Source organism: Streptosporangium sp. NPDC002544 (genome assembly GCF_040295965.1).
Lineage (GTDB): Bacteria > Actinomycetota > Actinomycetes > Streptosporangiales > Streptosporangiaceae > Streptosporangium.
In genome coordinates, this window is the sequence record NZ_JBEOWJ010000001.1 from 568,042 (window position 1) to 583,609 (window position 15,568).

The following is a 15,568-nucleotide window of genomic DNA, read 5'->3' on the forward strand; positions in this document are numbered from 1 at the left end:
GTGGGGCGTAACCCCCTGGGCCCCGGGGAAGGCGCGGGCGGAGAGGAGGAGATCTTCGCGGGACGTCCCACGGCCGAGCAGATCGAGCACCTGTTCGTCGGCACCTCTCCCGGCTACACCCGGATCCAGGTGGCGAGCCTCGCCGAGCTCCCGCAGGAGCTCACCGAGCGGATCTGGCGCGCGCTGGGGTTCGCCACGCTCCCCGACGACGAGGTGGCCTTCACCGACGCGGACGTGACGGCGCTCAAGCGGGTCCGGATGATGATGGAGAGCGGCCTGCTGGACGACCGGACCGTCATCCGGATGGCCAGGGCGCTCGGCCAGACGACGGCCAGGCTCGCGCAGTGGCAGGCCGAGATCATGATCGGTGCCATGCTCGACCCCGGCCGGCGTCCCACCGACGAGGACCTGGCGGGGGTCATGGAGACCGCGCGCCGGCTGCTCCCCGACTTCGAGCAGGTCCTGATCCACGTCTGGCGAGCCCAGCTCGCCGCCGCGGGGACCCGCCTGCTGACGATCGCCGATATCACCGACGAGATCATGCCGACCCGGCTCACCCTCGCGGTGGGCTTCGCCGACATGGTCTCCTTCACCCGGCTCTCCCGCGAGCTGGACGAGCGGGGCCTGGCCGAGCTCGTCGAGCGCTTCGAGGCGCGGGCCTCGGACGTGGTCGCCGGGCACGGGGGACGGCTGGTCAAGACGCTCGGCGACGAGGTGCTCTTCACGGCGGCCGACCCGCGGACCGCCGCCGTGATCGCCCTGGACCTGGTCGACGTCATCCGCAGAGGCGGGCCCGACGTGCGGATCGGACTGGCGTACGGCCCGGTGGTGCCCATCATGGGCGACGTCTTCGGGACCACGGTCAACCTGGCGGCCAGGCTCACGGCCATCGCCCGCTCCGGCACCATCGTCGTCGACAGCGAGCTGGCCGAGGCGCTGGAGGGAGCGCCGGGCGTCGAGGTCGGCCGCATCCGGCGGCGGCCGGCCCGGGGTCTGGGGGTGGTGCAGCCATACGTGCTGCGCAGGGCTGGTAAGTAATGATTGAGGCGGGGGCTTCTCCAAGGCCGTCCAACCGGTAAGCGAGCCCCGTGGGGCTCGGTGAGTTTCGCAACAGATGAGGTGCAGGACATGCCGTACACCGTCCAAGGCGTGGTCGCGCGTGGCAAGGGCGAGCCCGTCTCGCTGGAGACCGTTATCGTGCCCGATCCGGGGCCGGGCGAGGCCGTGGTGACGGTGCAGGCCTGTGGTGTCTGTCACACGGACCTGCACTATCGCGAGGGCGGCATCAACGACGAATTCCCGTTCCTGCTCGGCCACGAGGCCGCCGGAGTGGTCGAGGCCGTCGGTGCGGGCGTCACGGAGGTGGCGCCCGGTGACTTCGTGATCCTGAACTGGCGGGCCGTCTGCGGCAACTGCCGGGCATGCCTGCGCGGCCGTCCCTGGTACTGCTTCAACACGCACAACGCCACCCAGAAGATGACCCTGGAGGACGGCACGCCGCTCAGCCCCGCCCTGGGCATCGGCGCCTTCATCGAGAAGACCCTGGTCGCGGCCGGGCAGTGCACCAAGGTCGACGCGTCCGCGCCGGCGCAGGTGGCCGGGCTGCTCGGCTGCGGCGTGATGGCGGGCCTGGGCGCCGCGATCAACACCGGCGGGGTGACCCGCGGCGACAGCGTGGCGGTCATCGGGTGCGGCGGCGTCGGTGACGCGGCCATCCTCGGCGCCAGGCTGGCGGGCGCCTCGAAGATCATCGCGGTGGACGTGGACGACCGCAAGCTGGAGTGGGCCAAGGAGTTCGGCGCCACCCACACGGTCAACTCCCGCACCTCGGACATGGTCGAGTCGGTCAGGGAGCTCACCGGCGGCAACGGCGCGGACGTGGTCATCGAGGCGGTCGGCCGCCCGGAGACCTACAAGCAGGCGTTCTACGCCCGTGACCTGGCCGGGACCGTGGTCCTGGTCGGGGTGCCGACTCCGGAGATGACGCTGGAGCTGCCGCTGCTCGACGTCTTCGGCCGCGGCGGCGCGCTGAAGTCCTCCTGGTACGGCGACTGCCTGCCCAGCCGCGACTTCCCCATGCTCATCGACCTCTACCTGCAGGGACGGCTCGACCTGGACCGCTTCGTCTCCGAGACGATCGGCCTCGGCGACGTCGAGGACGCCTTCGCGAAGATGCACCGCGGCGAGGTGCTGCGCTCGGTGGTGGTCCTGTGATCGACAAGGTGGTCACCTCCGGCACCTTCTCGCTGGACGGCGGGACGTGGGAGGTCGACAACAACGTCTGGATCGTCGGTTCGGCCGACGAGGTGGTCGTCATCGACGCCGCGCACGACGCCGCGGCGATCGCCGAGCGGGTCGGTGACCGCGAGGTGAAGGCCATCGTCTGCACCCACGCGCACAACGACCACATCGACGCGGCGGCCGACCTCGCCACGCGGGTGGGCGCGCCGATCCTGCTCCACCCGGCCGACCAGGTGCTGTGGGAGATGGTCTACGCCGACCTGCCGTACACCCCGCTGAAGGACGGTCAGGTGATCTCGGCCGGAGGTGTGGATCTGACCGTGCTGCACACGCCGGGTCACGCTCCGGGCGCGGTCTGCCTGTACGGGGCGGAGATCGGCGCGCTCTTCAGCGGCGACACCCTGTTCCGCGGTGGTCCCGGCGCGACCGGGAGGTCCTTCTCCTCCTTCGACACGATCATCGAGTCGATCAAGGGGAGGCTGCTGACCCTGCCGCCGGAGACGACCGTGTACACCGGCCACGGCGACTCCACCTCGATCGGCGAGGAGGCCGGGCACCTGGAGGAATGGCTGGCCAGGGGACACTGACCGGTAAGTCCGCCGCGACGCGCCCCGGCCCGCGCCGGGGCGCGTTCGCGTGTCCGGCGCCGTGCGGGATGGAGGCTTCGCGGCGATGACGGGTAGGTTAGGGGTGTGTGTCGTAGCTCACGTAGGCAAGCCTAACCAAATGAGTTACTTTAGGTGTGCCTAACCTATGGTACTCTCATGAGAGGTCGCACCCCCGTGTATGTATGCGTCTGCCGCGCGGTCACCGAAAACGAGGTGCACGACTGCATCTCGGCAGGGGCGAAGAGCGCGCGCCAGATTCGCGACGCTACGGGTGCCGGTGGCGACTGTGCTTCTTGCGTGCGCAAGATCTGTGCGATCCTGAAGCGGTCTGAGGATCTGATTCCGACCGCATAGCACGAGGAGCCCGCCATGCAGGGCGACAAGAAAATCATCGAGCTGCTCAACGAGCAGTTGACCGCGGAGCTGACCGCGATCAACCAGTACTTCCTGCACGCCAAGATGCAGGAGAACTGGGGATACACCAAGCTTGCGAAATACACTCGCGAAGAGTCCATGGACGAGATGCGGCATGCGGAGAAGCTCACCGACCGCATCCTCTTCCTTGAAGGACTGCCCAACTACCAGAAGCTGGGCATCCTGCATATCGGCCAGACCGTCGCGGAGCAGCTCCGCGCAGACCTGGACGTCGAGCTTGAGGTGGTCAGCCGGCTGAGGCCCGCCATCATCCTGATGCGTGAGAAGGGCGACGTCACCTCGGCCCGCATCTTCGAGGAGATCCTTGAGGACGAGGAGCACCACATCGACTACCTGGAGACCGAACTGGGTCTGATGGAGAGTCTTGGAGAGCAGCTCTACCTCGCCCGCTACGCCGAGCCGCCGTCACCGTCTTGAGGTGAATTAAGTAGAACACGCCCACCGGATCCCCTCTGGTAGGGCGTGTTCTGCTTTGCCGGTCAATCCTTTGGTGCGCCTGTGCTTTCGAGGAACTTCCAAGGTGGGAGACCTACTCCGAAACCCTCGGCCGTTGCGGGATGACTATCCGGGATTTATCAGTGTTTGCCCAGGTCAATGGATAGGTCAACGACGAGTCAAACCGCGCGCTGTACCCGGGAAACGATCCTCTAAGGTCCTACGATCGCAACATGACCTGTGTACTACTCGCCGAGGATGACACCTCGATTTCCGAGCCACTGGCGCGAGCTCTGCGCCGCGAGGGTTATCAAGTAGAGGTGAGCCCTGACGGCCCGCAGGCTCTGGAGCGGGCTCTGTCGGGTGGCATCGACCTGATCGTTCTCGACCTGGGACTGCCCGAGATGGACGGCCTGGAGGTGGCCAGGCGCATCCGCGCCGAAGGCCATGGAACTCCGGTGTTGATCCTCACCGCCCGCGTCGACGAGGTCGACACCGTGGTGGGCCTCGACGCCGGGGCCGACGACTACGTCACCAAGCCGTTCCGCCTCGCCGAGCTGCTGGCGCGCGTCCGCGCCCTGCTGCGGCGCGGCACGTCCGAGACGCCCGTGGTCCAGGGCGTGCGCATCGACGCCGACTCCCGTCGGGCGTGGATGGGCGACAAGGAGCTGCATCTGACCACCAAGGAGTTCGACCTGCTGAGGGTCCTGGTCCGCGACGCCGGAAAGGTGGTCACCCGCGAGCAGATCATGCGCGAGGTGTGGGACACCAACTGGTGGGGCTCGACCAAGACCCTGGACATGCACATCTCGTGGCTACGCCGGAAACTCGGTGACGACGCCGCCAAGCCCCGATACATCACAACCGTTCGAGGGGTCGGCTTCAGGTTCGAGCGCGAGTAGGAAATGCGCCGACGCCTGCTCTCCTCAACCCTCCTTGTCGCGGTCATCGGGGTGCTGCTGCTTGGCATTCCCCTCGCTGTGGCGGTCAACAGGCTCATCGAGGAGGAGGCGATCCAGCAGCTCACCTCCCATGCCAAGAGCCTGCTGGGGGAGGTCGAGTACGCCCGGATCCAGGATCAGCCCATCGACGAGCAGCAGCTGGAGCGTAAGTATTCCCAGCTCTACATCCAGATCTATGCAAAAGGCACGCCTCCCCAGGTGATAACGGTGGGCACCGAGCCCCCCGAGAGCCAGAGGATGACCGCGGACGCACAGTCGGAGAACGGCGTGTACGTCGCGGTCAGCCGGGACAAGACGGGGGTGGAGCGTGAGGTCCGCGCATGGCTCTTCCTCATCCTGGGGCTCGCCGCGGCTGCTCTCGCGGTCGCGGTCGGGCTTGCCATCGTGCAGTCGCGCCGCCTGACGTTACCGCTCAGCGACCTTGCGATGATCGCTGAGCGGCTCGGCTCCGGTGACGCGAGGCCGAGCAAGCACCGCTACGGCATCCAGGAACTCGACCGGGTGGCCGAGGTGCTCGACCGTAGCGCGACCCGCATCTCCGACCTCCTGGCCAGGGAGCGGGAGTTCGCGACCGACGCCTCCCACCAACTCCGCACCCCGCTCACCGGCCTGACCATGAGGCTTGAGGAGATCGTCGCCGCCGCGGACGAGCCGGGGATCGTCAAGGAGGAGGGCGAGGCCGCCATCGTGCAGGCCGAGCGGCTCACCGCGGTGATCGACGAGTTGCTGGCCACCGCCAGACGACAGCGTCAGGCGCAGGCCGAGAGCGTCAGACTCGACACGCTGCTCGACCAGCAGTTCATCGAGTGGGGCCCGGCGTTCCGCAGGGTCGGGCGGCAGCTGAGGCTGGCCGGTACGCGTGAGCTCCAGGCGCTGGGCACCGGCGGCGGCATCAGCCAGGTGATCTCCACCCTGCTGGAGAACTCGCTGGAGCACGGCGGCGGCACGGTGACCGTGACCACCAGCGCCAAGGACAGGTCCATCGTGATCGAGGTGGTGGACCAGGGCAAGGGCATACCAGACGACCTTGCCCCGAGGATCTTCGAGCGGAACGTGAGCGGGGCCGGCGGTACGGGTCTCGGCCTGCCCCTCGCGAGGGCGCTGGCCGCCGCCGACGGGGGGCGCCTGGAGCTGATAAGGCCGCGTCCCGCGGCGTTCGCGTTCTTCCTGCGCCCGGTGGGCGACACGGGCAGGAACCGGATCGTCCGGGGGCCCGCCTGAGCGTGCCCTAGCGAGGCAGGGTCGGCGGCGAGTTCTCCTCCGAGCTCTTGTTCAGCAGGTACACGTGGCCGTTGACCTGGCTCTTCGACGCCGCCGGCGGACTCGCGTCGACACCGGGCAGGAAGACCCACTTCTTGTACGACCAGAACCTGAACAGGGTCCCCAGGGCGGTGCCGGTGAGCATGGCGATGTTGTAGCTCAGGGCGTCTTCCAGGCCCAGGGTGTAGGTCACGAAGCCGATCACCAGCAGCGAGATCAGCAGGCCGATGGCGTTGAGTATGAAGAACAGGGTGTACTCGCGGGCCAGGCCGCTCTGCTCCCGGTGCCTGAAGGTCCAGTAGCGGTTGCCGAGGTAGGCGAAGGTGGCCGCGATGATCGTGGCGATGACCTTGGAGGTGAGCGGCCCCCAGCCGATGCCGAACCGGAGCAGGTTGGTGCCGCCCGTGTCGATCACGAAGGCGACCGCACCGATCGTGCCGAACTTGGCCAGTTCTCGCGCCAGTTCGGCGAGCCGCCGGTAGGCGTGTCGGAGAAACTCCACGTTTCCTGCACGGTCCTTTCGGGGGTCGGCCACTGATCCGCCACGTTGGAGGACCTGGAACACTGTCGAGCCAGGTTACCGGTGCTCGGCCACGGTCCGCGCGACATCGCTCCGCCGGTGCACATAGCCGTCATCAACTGCTATTTCAATAAATATCGCATAACGCCGGTTAAATCGGCTCGTCCGACGTTACGCTAATCCGGTAGATCGCGGAATGCCGTTGGAGAACCGTGATCGGTCCTGACGGACTGCCGTACGCGACGGCCACTACCCCGGGGATCAACCCTTGCGCCGCCGACTCCTCGCTCTGATCCTCGGTCTGTCGATGATGACCGGTTGTGGCGCGCGGAGAGACGAGCAAGGCGCCGTCCCCGAGGCCGGACCGTCGCGCGAGACGTCCGCCGGGGTGGAGCTCGCGGAGGCGATCCAGGCCTTCACGCTGCTGAGAAAGCTTGACGACGCCTGGCGCGACCGGGACTGCGCGGCCGTCGGCAGGCTCACCACCTGGGCGGAGAATGCGCTGGGCGGTCGTGCCTGTGAGGCGACCCGGAACGGCCGCCCAGCCCCCGCCAGGAAGTCCTACACCGAGGCGGAGTTCTACCTGCCCGGCACGGCCGGCGGCGACCGCTGGTTCGTCGCCCTGGCCCGAGAGCCCGACCCGGCCTACTTCCTGTTCGTCCATGAGGGGGGCGAGTGGCGGCTGGGCGCGGGCCCCATCCCGATACGGGGCGAGGTCCGCGAGCCGACCGAGGGGGCGGTGCCCACCGACGACCCCGCCATGGGGGTCAGAGCCCGTCTCGTCCCGCAGCGCTATCTGACCTACCTGACCGACCCCGCGGGGGTGAGCGGGGTGACCTTCCCCAAGGACGACCCCGTACGCGACCTCTTCGGCGAGCTGGTCGGGCGCCCGCAGAAGGTGCGGCCCGACCGGCTCACCGCGGACGTCCGCCTGCTCGTCGGCCCGCAGCGCGCGCTGCGACTGCCCGACGGCGGCGCGCTGGTCATCCACGCCCTGGAGATCGAATACCGGCAGCGGGCCCGTTCCGGCCGATCCTCCCTGGCCCACCCGATCTACGGCAAGGCCGACCTGCGCGGCTTCACCGGCCGTGCCAGGGCGGCCGAGCTGACCGGGACCGAGATCGTGCTCGTCGCCACCGAGATCGCCGGCACGGGTGCCGAACTCACCACGGCCGGCCTCCGCCGCGGCCTCGCCACCCTCACGACGGGCTGAGAGCCCCGGAACGGGCTCGGGGACGGGGCCCCCGACGGACTTCGGCGGTCTCCCTCGTACGACCCTGCTGGGGGTCTCCTGGCGGGCGAGCCGCCTGCACGGCGGCCTGCCGCCTCGCCGGGAGCGGCTGTCAGGATCGGCCGGGCGCCTCCCACCAGCCGCCCCCGTACCGCGTGCCGGTAAACTTAACCCCCGTGAGCAGCCCTTCCTTGGCCAGTCCCATCGGACCCGTCGTCGGCGTGATCGGAGCGGGCCAGCTGGCCCGGATGACCCAGCAGGCGGCCATCGCCCTCGGCGTCGAGCTTCGGGTCCTGGCCAACTCGTCAGACGAGAGCGCCGCCCGCGTGATCGCCGACGTACGCCTGGGCGACTACCGGTCCCTGGCGGACCTGCGCGACTTCGTCAAGGGGTGCGACGCGGTCACCTTCGACCACGAGCACGTGCCCACCGAGCACATCCGTGCCCTGGTCGAGGACGGCTTCGCCGTGCACCCCGGCGCCGACGCGCTCGTACACGCCCAGGACAAGGCGGTGATGCGCGAGCGGCTGACCGGGATCGGCGCCCCGTGCCCGCCGTGGCGACGGATCGAGACGGCCGCCGACATCGAGGAGTTCGCCGCGGAGAACGGCTGGCCGGTGGTGCTCAAGGCGATCAGGGGCGGTTACGACGGGCGTGGCGTCTGGATCTGCCGCTCCGCGGATGACGCGGCCGAGCCCCTGGCCTCCGGGGTGCCGCTGATGGCCGAGGGGTTCGTGCCGTTCGAGCGGGAGCTCGCCGTGCTGGTCGCCAGGTCGCCGCACGGCCAGGGAGTCAGCTACCCGGTGGTGGAGACCGTCCAGCGTGACGGCATCTGCGTCGAGGTCCTCGCCCCCGCACCCGGCCTCGATCCCGAGCAGGCCGCGGTGGCCCAGCGGATCGCCCTGAACATCGCCAAGGAACTGGGCGTGACCGGGCTGCTGGCCGTGGAGATGTTCGCCACCTCCTCGGGCCTGGTGGTCAACGAGCTGGCCATGCGCCCGCACAACAGCGGCCACTGGACGATCGAGGGGGCCCGCACCTCCCAGTACGAGCAGCACCTGCGCGCGGTCCTCGACCTCCCGCTCGGCTCACCCGCGCCGGCCGCCCCCGTCGTGGTGATGGCCAACCTCCTGGGCGGTGACGACTCCGACATCTTCTCCCGGTACGAGCACGTGATGGCGCACGACCCGGGGATCAAGATTCACTTCTACGGCAAGGAGGTGCGACCGGGGCGCAAGATCGGCCATGTCACCGCGCTCGGCACCGACCTGGAAGAGGTACGCGCGCGCGCCCGGCACGCCGCCGTCTACCTCACCGAGGGAAGATACACCTGAGCCCAGCGGGTCTCATCGGGGGGAAACGCGTCCGAGCCCGCAGGCCGGTCGCCCACCCATCCGGGGCACCGCCGCACCGTCACGGCCCCGACAGCACGGAGCGCCACCGCACCCGCGGGGGCCACGCAACCACAGCGAACGCGCGCGGCCCCGGGCCGTGAGGCAAGGAGAGAGCATGACCACCGTCGGCATCGTCATGGGCAGCGACTCCGACTGGCCGGTGATGAGGCTCGCCGCCGAGGCGCTGGCCGAGTTCGGGGTGGAGTTCGAGGCCGACGTGGTCTCCGCGCACCGGATGCCCGAGGAGATGATCGCTTATGGCGCGCAGGCGGCCGGGCGCGGGCTGAAGGTGATCATCGCGGGTGCCGGGGGAGCCGCCCACCTGCCGGGCATGCTCGCCTCGGTGACCCCGCTGCCGGTGATCGGTGTCCCGGTCCCGCTGAAATACCTCGACGGCATGGACTCCCTGCTCTCGATAGTCCAGATGCCCGCCGGGGTCCCGGTCGCGACGGTCGCCGTCGGCGGCGCCCGCAACGCGGGCCTGCTGGCCGTCCGGATCCTCGCCGCCGCCGACGAGGGACTACGGGCGAAGATGGAGGCGTTCCAGCTTGCTCTCAAGGAACAGGCTCACGCCAAGGGCGCCAGGCTCCGCGCCGAGGCCGCCCAGCTCGGTGCCTGATATCGCCATCTTTGACCGATGGCTTGGTGACATCACGGATATACGAGGACTCATCGGGAAGGGGGAGGCCGACAGAGACTTTGGAGGTTGAGAATCATGAGGAACGCGATCCGCGCCCTCCTCGGGATCACGACGGCCGTACTGGCGGTGTTCGGCAGCTTCGGCGCCGGTGAGAGCCATCGGCCCGCCGACTCCGGCGTCAGCTCCGTATCCGCGCATTAGTGCTCCGTTCCGCAACGAAGATCGCGAGCGCCCGGCCGGGAGTCTGAGATCGTCGGGGCGACCTTCCCCGCCCTTGGTGTCATGGGCCGACGGGAATCCGTGTTTCCGGCGGGGAACGCCACGCCGGACGCGGCGGAGGGCGCCCTGGTTGGACATCAGGCGCCGCCTGCCCGGATCCGGGCCGGGTGGGACTGCGCGGACCTGGCTTCGATCACCGTAGCGGGAGGTCTGGCAGGCCGTCGGCGGGCGGTGCGTGCGATCGGGCCGAGACGGGCTCCCTGGGGGCGATGTGCGACCGGTCCTGGTACTGGTTCAGCGCCCACAGCCCCACGATGTCGGCGATCGTGAGGACGAGCACCACGAGGATGACCAGGATGAGCCGGCGTCTGCGCTCGCGCCGTCGCCATTCGCCCTGGACCCGGCGGTAGGCGTCCGGGGCCGGCTGGACGCCGTTGGCGAGTTTGTCGAGAACCTCGCGTAGCTGGTCCTCGGTGCTGGCGGGGCCGGTCGTCATCGTCGCTCCTGCATGATCTTGGTGAGAGTGGCCATGCCGCGGCTGGTGTGCGCCTTGACCGCACCGCAGGAGATGCTCATGGCCTCGGCTATGTCGCTTTCGCGTAGACCAAGCCAGTAGCGCAGGACAAGGGCCTCTCGCTGCCGGGCCGAGAGCCGCTGCAGGGCCTCGGTGAGCGCCTTCTGGTCGTCGTGGAGCAGGGCGACGCTTTCAGCCGACCGTTCCAGGCCCGTGGTCCAATCCGTGTGCTTGCGGATGACCTGCAGGTGGCGAAGTCTCATGCGGGTCAGGTTGCAGACCACCGAGCGCAGGTACGGCAGGGCGGCCTCGGCCGAGCGCAGCCGGTTCCAGCGGCGGTGCAGCTGACAGAACGCCTCGGCGACGATGTCCTCCGCGTCGTCGGCGCCGAGCAACACGGCCAGCCGGAGCAGGCCGGTGTAGTGCGTCTCGAACAGCTGGGTCAGCGCGGCCTCACGTCCGGTGTCCGGCGGGCCGGGTACCGGCGGTCCCTCGGCGGACGGCCCGCCGGTCCGTGCCGGGGGTGGCATGTCGACCGATACGGAGCCGGATTCGACGAACGTCGGTAATGGTGCGGGTGGCCGGATTCCGGTCATATGATCGTCTCCGCTTCGGGGGGTATGGGGACCGGAGAGCTCGGTTTCGGAACGTGTGATCTGCCCACTCGGTTGAAGAGCGGGGTCAGCGTCACGACGACGGCGAGATTCAGTGTCATGGCGACCACCGCGGCGTATGCCTGCACCTCCTGGCCGCCCACGCCCAGGGGCACCAACGAGGAGAATCCGCTGTGCACCACCAGGAGGGTGCCCGCGGCCATGCCGCTCATCCACCCGACCAGTAACGCCCGGGGGTGCAGGCGGCGGGTGAACACCCCGAGGGCCACGGCGGGGAAGGTCTGCAGGATCCAGACGCCGCCCAGCAGCTGAAGATTGATGGCGTCCTGGTTGCGCAGTCCGAACACGAAGACGACCGCCCCGACCTTGGTGCTGAGCGAGACCATCTGGGCGATCCGTGTCTGGTGCTTGGGCGTGGCGGTCGGATGGAAGTACTCGACGTAGATGTTGCGGACGAACGAGGTCGCCACCGCGATCGACATGACCGCCGCCGGTACGAGCGCGCCCACGGCGAGAGCGCCGAAGACCAGACCGGTGAGGGCGGCGGGCATCAGATCCTTGACGAGCAGGGGGACGGCGGTCTCCGCGCCGGTGGACGGGGGCTGGATGCCCGCCGCGAGCGCCGCGACGCCGAGCATGGCGAACAGCCCGAGCACCGCCGTCCACAGGGGCAGCGCCACCACCGCGCGGCGCAGCGTGTCCGGGCCGGACGCGGCGAAGGCGGCCGTCAGCACGTGGGGGTACATCAGCAGGGCGAGGGCCGAGCCGAGAGCCAGGGTGGCGTAGACGGGGAACTGGCTCGGATCGAGCGTCAACGACGCCTGAGTCGCCTCCCCGCCGGACAGCGCGCGCTCCGCGCTGTCGAACATCGGCCCGGGTCCGCCGAACCGGTCGAGGACGAGGAAGGAGACGGCCAGGATCGAGCAGAAGACGGCCGCGCCCTTCATCAGCGAGATGATCGCCGGCGCGCGCAGCCCGTGCCGGTAGGTCGACACGGCGAGGACCGCGAACACGGCGACCAGCGCGAGGTCGCCGAGCACCCCCCTCGGATACAGCCCGACGGCGGACAGGATCGAACGGATGCCCACCAGTTGCAGCGCGATGTAGGGCATGGTCGCCAGCACGCCGGTCGCCGCGACGACCAGTGCGAGGGCGGGGGAGCCATAGCGTCCCCGGACGAAGTCGGCAGGGGTGATGTACCCGTGCCGGCGCGCCGCCGACCAGAGCCGGGGGAGCAGCACGAACGCCAGCGGGCACATGATCACGGTGTACTGCAGGGCGAAGAACCCGAGCGCGCCCGTGCCGTACACCAGGCCCGGTACGGCGGCGAACGTGTAGGCCGTGTATATCGTCCCGCCGAGCAGGAACCACGTCGTCGGGGTGCCGAACTGGCGGTGCGCCAGCGCCCAGTCCTCCAGGGTGGGCAGCTCGGGAGACGGCCGGAACCAGCGCGCGGCGACCGCGAGCAGAGAGGTGCTGCCGAGCACGGCGAGGAACGTCGCCGTACTCATCGGATCGATCATCGGCCACCGTCCACTACGCCCTGGCAGTACCCCTAGGTTGCGTAATCCGCACGGTTGGTTGACACGAAACATCCCCGAAATCTGTGTAAACCAGACCGGACCCGCCGGCAACCCTTGCAACAAGAACGCGGGAACATTCCGGAGGACGACGATGGTGAAGCCGACGCGGCGGGCGCGACGTTTCGCGGCCGGTATCTGTCTGGCCCTGCCCATCGTGGCGCTCCTGTGGGTGCCCTGGTATTCCTACGACGCGCCACATCTGGCCGGAATGAAATTCTTCTTCTGGTACCAGCTCATCTGGGTGCCGGGGAGCGTGGTGTTCATGGCCATCGCCTACGTCCTGAGACGTAGCGCGGAACGCCCGCCTCGCGATCGTCATCTCACCCACGACCGGCGTCGCCGGTAACACCGACCACATCACCCTGCTCGGATCTCCGGGCGACTTTTCCCTCGTAGTACCGCGCTGTTCTGCCATGCCCTGAGTTCAGGAGAATCAGCCATGCCCGAAAACGGCATCACGAAATCGAGATCAACCCCCAAGCAGATCCTCATATGGACGGCGGTCGCCCTGGTGGGCGCGGTCGCCTGGGGGGCCATCGCCCTGTCCCAAGGAGAGGAGATCTCGGCGGTCTGGCTGGTGGCCGCCGCCCTCGGTTCGTACGCGATCGCCTACCGGTTCTACTCCCGGTTCATCGCCCGCCGGGTGCTCGGCGTCGACGACCGTCGCGCGACTCCCGCCGAACGGCTGGACAACGGGGTCGACTACCATCCGACCGACCGGCGGGTGCTGTTCGGCCACCACTTCGCCGCCATCGCCGGTGCCGGGCCGCTGGTGGGCCCGATCCTCGCCGCGCAGATGGGATACCTGCCGGGGACCATATGGATCATCGTCGGGGTCATCATGGCCGGGGCGGTCCAGGACATGGTCACCCTGTTCTTCTCGATGCGCCGCGACGGCAAGAGCCTGGGCCAGATGGTGCGCGAGGAGATCGGCCCGGTGGGCGGGACCGCCGCGCTGGTCGCGGTGTTCGCCATCATGATCATCTTGCTCGCGGTGCTCTCCCTGGTGGTGGTGAACGCGCTCGCGCACTCGCCGTGGGGCACCTTCTCCATCGCGATGACCATCCCCATCGCCCTTTTCATGGGCTTCTACCAGCGCGTTCTGCGGCCGGGGCGGGTCATGGAGACCACGGTGATCGGGGTCGTGCTCCTGCTGCTGGCCATCGCGGGCGGCGGCTGGGTCCAGAACTCGGCCTGGGCCGACGCCTTCACGCTGAGCCCGGAGACGCTGGTCATCTGCCTGGTGGTCTACGGCTTCCTGGCCTCCGTCCTGCCGGTGTGGATGCTGCTGACGCCGCGCGACTACCTGTCGACGTTCATGAAGATCGGCACGATCGGGCTGCTCGCGGTCGGCGTGGTCATCGCGGCGCCGCACCTGCAGAACGAGGCGATCACCAAGTTCGCGCTCAGCGGCACCGGGCCGGTCTTCGCCGGGTCGCTGTTCCCGTTCCTGTTCATCACCATCACCTGCGGCGCGATGTCAGGCTTCCACTCGCTCATCGCCTCCGGCACCACCCCGAAGATGATCCAGAAGGAGTCGCAGGTCCGTCTGGTCGGCTACGGCGCGATGCTCATGGAGTCGTTCGTCGCCATCATGGCGCTGATCGCCGCGTGCGCGCTCGAACCCGGCCTCTACTACGCGATGAACTCGCCCATCGCCCTGCTCGGCACCACCCCCGAGAGCGCGGCGGCCGCCGTCACGAAGCTGGGCTTCGTCATCACCCCGGACGACCTGCGCGCCGCTGCGGCGGCGGTCCAGGAGCAGACCGTGATCGCCCGCACCGGCGGTGCCCCCACCCTCGCCGTCGGCATCTCTGAGATCCTGTCCGGGATCTTCGGCGGCGCCGCGTTCAAGGCGTTCTGGTACCACTTCGCGATCATGTTCGAGGCGCTGTTCATCCTGACCACCGTGGACGCCGGCACCCGCGTCGCCCGCTTCATGCTTCAGGACACGCTCGGCAACGTCTGGAAGCCGATCGGGCGGGTGAGCTGGAAGCCCGGCCTGTGGGGCGCCAGCGCCGCGGTCGTGCTGGCCTGGGGCTACTTCCTGTACACCGGCGTCACCAACCCGCTGGGCGGCATCAACCAGCTCTACCCGCTGTTCGGCCTCTCCAACCAGCTCCTGATCGCCATCGCGCTGACCCTCGGCACCACGATCCTGATCAAGTCGGGCAAGCTCAAGTGGGCGTGGGTCACCGGCATACCGCTGGTCTGGGACTTGGCGGTGACGATGACCGCCAGCTGGCAGAAGGTCTTCCACGATGACCCCAAGATCGGCTTCTTCGCCCAGCGGGAACGGTACGCCGACGCGCTGGCCGCGGGGAAGGTGATCGCGCCCGCCAAGAACCTCGACGACATGCAGGCGGTCGTCGTCAACTCCACGGTCGACGGCGTGCTGGCGGCGATGTTCGCGCTGCTGGTCATCATCGTCGTCTGCAACGCCGTGGTCGTGTGCCGGCGCGCCATACTGTCCCGTAACCCCCTGCCGACGGCAGAGGCGCCCTATGTCGAATCCAGCATCGTGGCACCCGCGGGGTTGTTCGCCACCGCGGCGGAACGGCGCGAGCTGGCCGAGGTGGGGGCGGGGAGCAACGGAGCGGACAGCGAGCGATCATGACCGCGGCCTCCCTGCTGCGCTTCGCCCGCTGGTACCTGCGCGAACTCACCGGTTCCGGTGAATACGACCGGTACCTCGCCCAGCACCGATCCCATCCGCACTCACCTCCGCTGTCACGGCGGGAGTTCGAGCGGCACCGATCCGACCTGCGGGAGAAGAGTCCCGGCATCCGGTGCTGCTGAGGCGGGATCCGTCACCCTATCCACCATCCCCGCCGGCCCCTCCCGCTCGTTCGCCCACCACCCTCGGGCGAGCGGGTGGGAGGGGGCCGGCGCCCTGTCCTCACCTCGGGGGA

The 15,568-nt window shown here is 69.1% G+C and carries 18 protein-coding genes; 14 read left to right on the forward strand and 4 right to left on the reverse strand.

All coding sequences use genetic code 11. The features are described 5' to 3' along the window. From ABT061_RS02610 to ABT061_RS02640, 7 genes are all read left to right on the forward strand, one after another. On the forward strand, positions 1–1,038 hold the full coding sequence (locus ABT061_RS02610) for an adenylate/guanylate cyclase domain-containing protein (RefSeq protein WP_350911862.1): 1,038 nt from the start codon (positions 1–3) through the stop codon (positions 1,036–1,038). Positions 1,039–1,128: 90 nt separating this feature from the next. Beyond that, positions 1,129–2,214 (forward strand): S-(hydroxymethyl)mycothiol dehydrogenase, encoded by a 1,086-nt coding sequence (locus tag ABT061_RS02615; protein ID WP_350911864.1) that lies wholly within the window; start codon positions 1,129–1,131, stop codon positions 2,212–2,214. After that, complete coding sequence (locus tag ABT061_RS02620; RefSeq protein ID WP_350911866.1) at positions 2,211–2,828, forward strand: MBL fold metallo-hydrolase; 618 nt, start codon at positions 2,211–2,213, stop codon at positions 2,826–2,828. Before ABT061_RS02615 ends, ABT061_RS02620 begins: the two co-directional genes overlap by 4 nt. A gap of 177 nt (positions 2,829–3,005) precedes the next feature. Continuing rightward, a complete protein-coding gene (locus ABT061_RS02625; RefSeq protein WP_350911868.1) occupies positions 3,006–3,203 on the forward strand; it encodes a (2Fe-2S)-binding protein in 198 nt (65 codons plus the stop codon). Between the two features lie 15 nt (positions 3,204–3,218). Further along, positions 3,219–3,701, forward strand: coding sequence for a bacterioferritin (gene bfr, locus ABT061_RS02630; RefSeq protein ID WP_350911870.1), 483 nt, complete (start codon positions 3,219–3,221; stop codon positions 3,699–3,701). Positions 3,702–3,952: 251 nt separating this feature from the next. Continuing rightward, positions 3,953–4,621 (forward strand): response regulator transcription factor, encoded by a 669-nt coding sequence (locus ABT061_RS02635; RefSeq protein ID WP_012888073.1) that lies wholly within the window; start codon positions 3,953–3,955, stop codon positions 4,619–4,621. A 3-nt stretch (positions 4,622–4,624) separates the two neighbouring features. After that, positions 4,625–5,902, forward strand: a complete 1,278-nt coding sequence (locus ABT061_RS02640) for an ATP-binding protein (RefSeq protein WP_350911872.1) — start codon at positions 4,625–4,627, stop codon at positions 5,900–5,902. A gap of 7 nt (positions 5,903–5,909) precedes the next feature. Here ABT061_RS02640 and ABT061_RS02645 read toward each other — a convergent pair whose 3' ends face one another. Continuing rightward, positions 5,910–6,443 carry a GtrA family protein gene (locus ABT061_RS02645; RefSeq protein ID WP_350911874.1) on the reverse strand — a complete coding sequence of 178 codons (534 nt, stop codon included), beginning with the start codon at positions 6,441–6,443 and terminating at the stop codon, positions 5,910–5,912. A 286-nt stretch (positions 6,444–6,729) separates the two neighbouring features. Between ABT061_RS02645 and ABT061_RS02650 the strand changes: the two genes are divergently transcribed. From ABT061_RS02650 to ABT061_RS02665, 4 genes are all read left to right on the forward strand, one after another. After that, positions 6,730–7,674, forward strand: a complete 945-nt coding sequence (locus tag ABT061_RS02650; protein WP_350911876.1) for a DUF8094 domain-containing protein — start codon at positions 6,730–6,732, stop codon at positions 7,672–7,674. Between the two features lie 194 nt (positions 7,675–7,868). Next, positions 7,869–9,026 (forward strand): 5-(carboxyamino)imidazole ribonucleotide synthase, encoded by a 1,158-nt coding sequence (locus ABT061_RS02655; protein ID WP_350911878.1) that lies wholly within the window; start codon positions 7,869–7,871, stop codon positions 9,024–9,026. A gap of 175 nt (positions 9,027–9,201) precedes the next feature. Continuing rightward, positions 9,202–9,705 carry a 5-(carboxyamino)imidazole ribonucleotide mutase gene (gene purE / locus ABT061_RS02660; protein ID WP_350911880.1) on the forward strand — a complete coding sequence of 168 codons (504 nt, stop codon included), beginning with the start codon at positions 9,202–9,204 and terminating at the stop codon, positions 9,703–9,705. 96 nt (positions 9,706–9,801) lie between these two features. Then, the gene (locus tag ABT061_RS02665; protein ID WP_350911882.1) at positions 9,802–9,927 is read left to right on the forward strand and encodes a hypothetical protein; all 126 of its coding nucleotides are present in this window, start codon (positions 9,802–9,804) and stop codon (positions 9,925–9,927) included. Positions 9,928–10,138: 211 nt separating this feature from the next. Here the strand turns inward: ABT061_RS02665 and ABT061_RS02670 are convergent, their stop codons facing one another. The 3 genes from ABT061_RS02670 to ABT061_RS02680 form a co-directional block, all read right to left on the reverse strand. Then, a complete protein-coding gene (locus ABT061_RS02670) occupies positions 10,139–10,441 on the reverse strand; it encodes a hypothetical protein (RefSeq protein WP_350911884.1) in 303 nt (100 codons plus the stop codon). Next, on the reverse strand, positions 10,438–10,989 hold the full coding sequence (locus ABT061_RS02675) for a SigE family RNA polymerase sigma factor (RefSeq protein WP_350911886.1): 552 nt from the start codon (positions 10,987–10,989) through the stop codon (positions 10,438–10,440). Before ABT061_RS02675 ends, ABT061_RS02670 begins: the two co-directional genes overlap by 4 nt. 62 nt (positions 10,990–11,051) lie before the next feature. Next, the gene (locus tag ABT061_RS02680; RefSeq protein ID WP_350911888.1) at positions 11,052–12,584 is read right to left on the reverse strand and encodes a sodium:solute symporter family protein; all 1,533 of its coding nucleotides are present in this window, start codon (positions 12,582–12,584) and stop codon (positions 11,052–11,054) included. A gap of 163 nt (positions 12,585–12,747) precedes the next feature. On the opposite strand from ABT061_RS02680, the gene ABT061_RS02685 reads away from it, so the two are divergent. From ABT061_RS02685 to ABT061_RS02695, 3 genes are all read left to right on the forward strand, one after another. Next, positions 12,748–13,002 (forward strand): DUF3311 domain-containing protein, encoded by a 255-nt coding sequence (locus ABT061_RS02685; protein WP_350911890.1) that lies wholly within the window; start codon positions 12,748–12,750, stop codon positions 13,000–13,002. Positions 13,003–13,095: 93 nt separating this feature from the next. Further along, positions 13,096–15,273: a carbon starvation CstA family protein gene (locus ABT061_RS02690; protein WP_350911892.1), complete on the forward strand. Its 2,178-nt coding sequence runs from the start codon at positions 13,096–13,098 to the stop codon at positions 15,271–15,273. Continuing rightward, a complete protein-coding gene (locus ABT061_RS02695) occupies positions 15,270–15,455 on the forward strand; it encodes a YbdD/YjiX family protein (RefSeq protein ID WP_350911894.1) in 186 nt (61 codons plus the stop codon). Before ABT061_RS02690 ends, ABT061_RS02695 begins: the two co-directional genes overlap by 4 nt. The last annotated feature ends 113 nt before the right edge of the window (positions 15,456–15,568 follow it).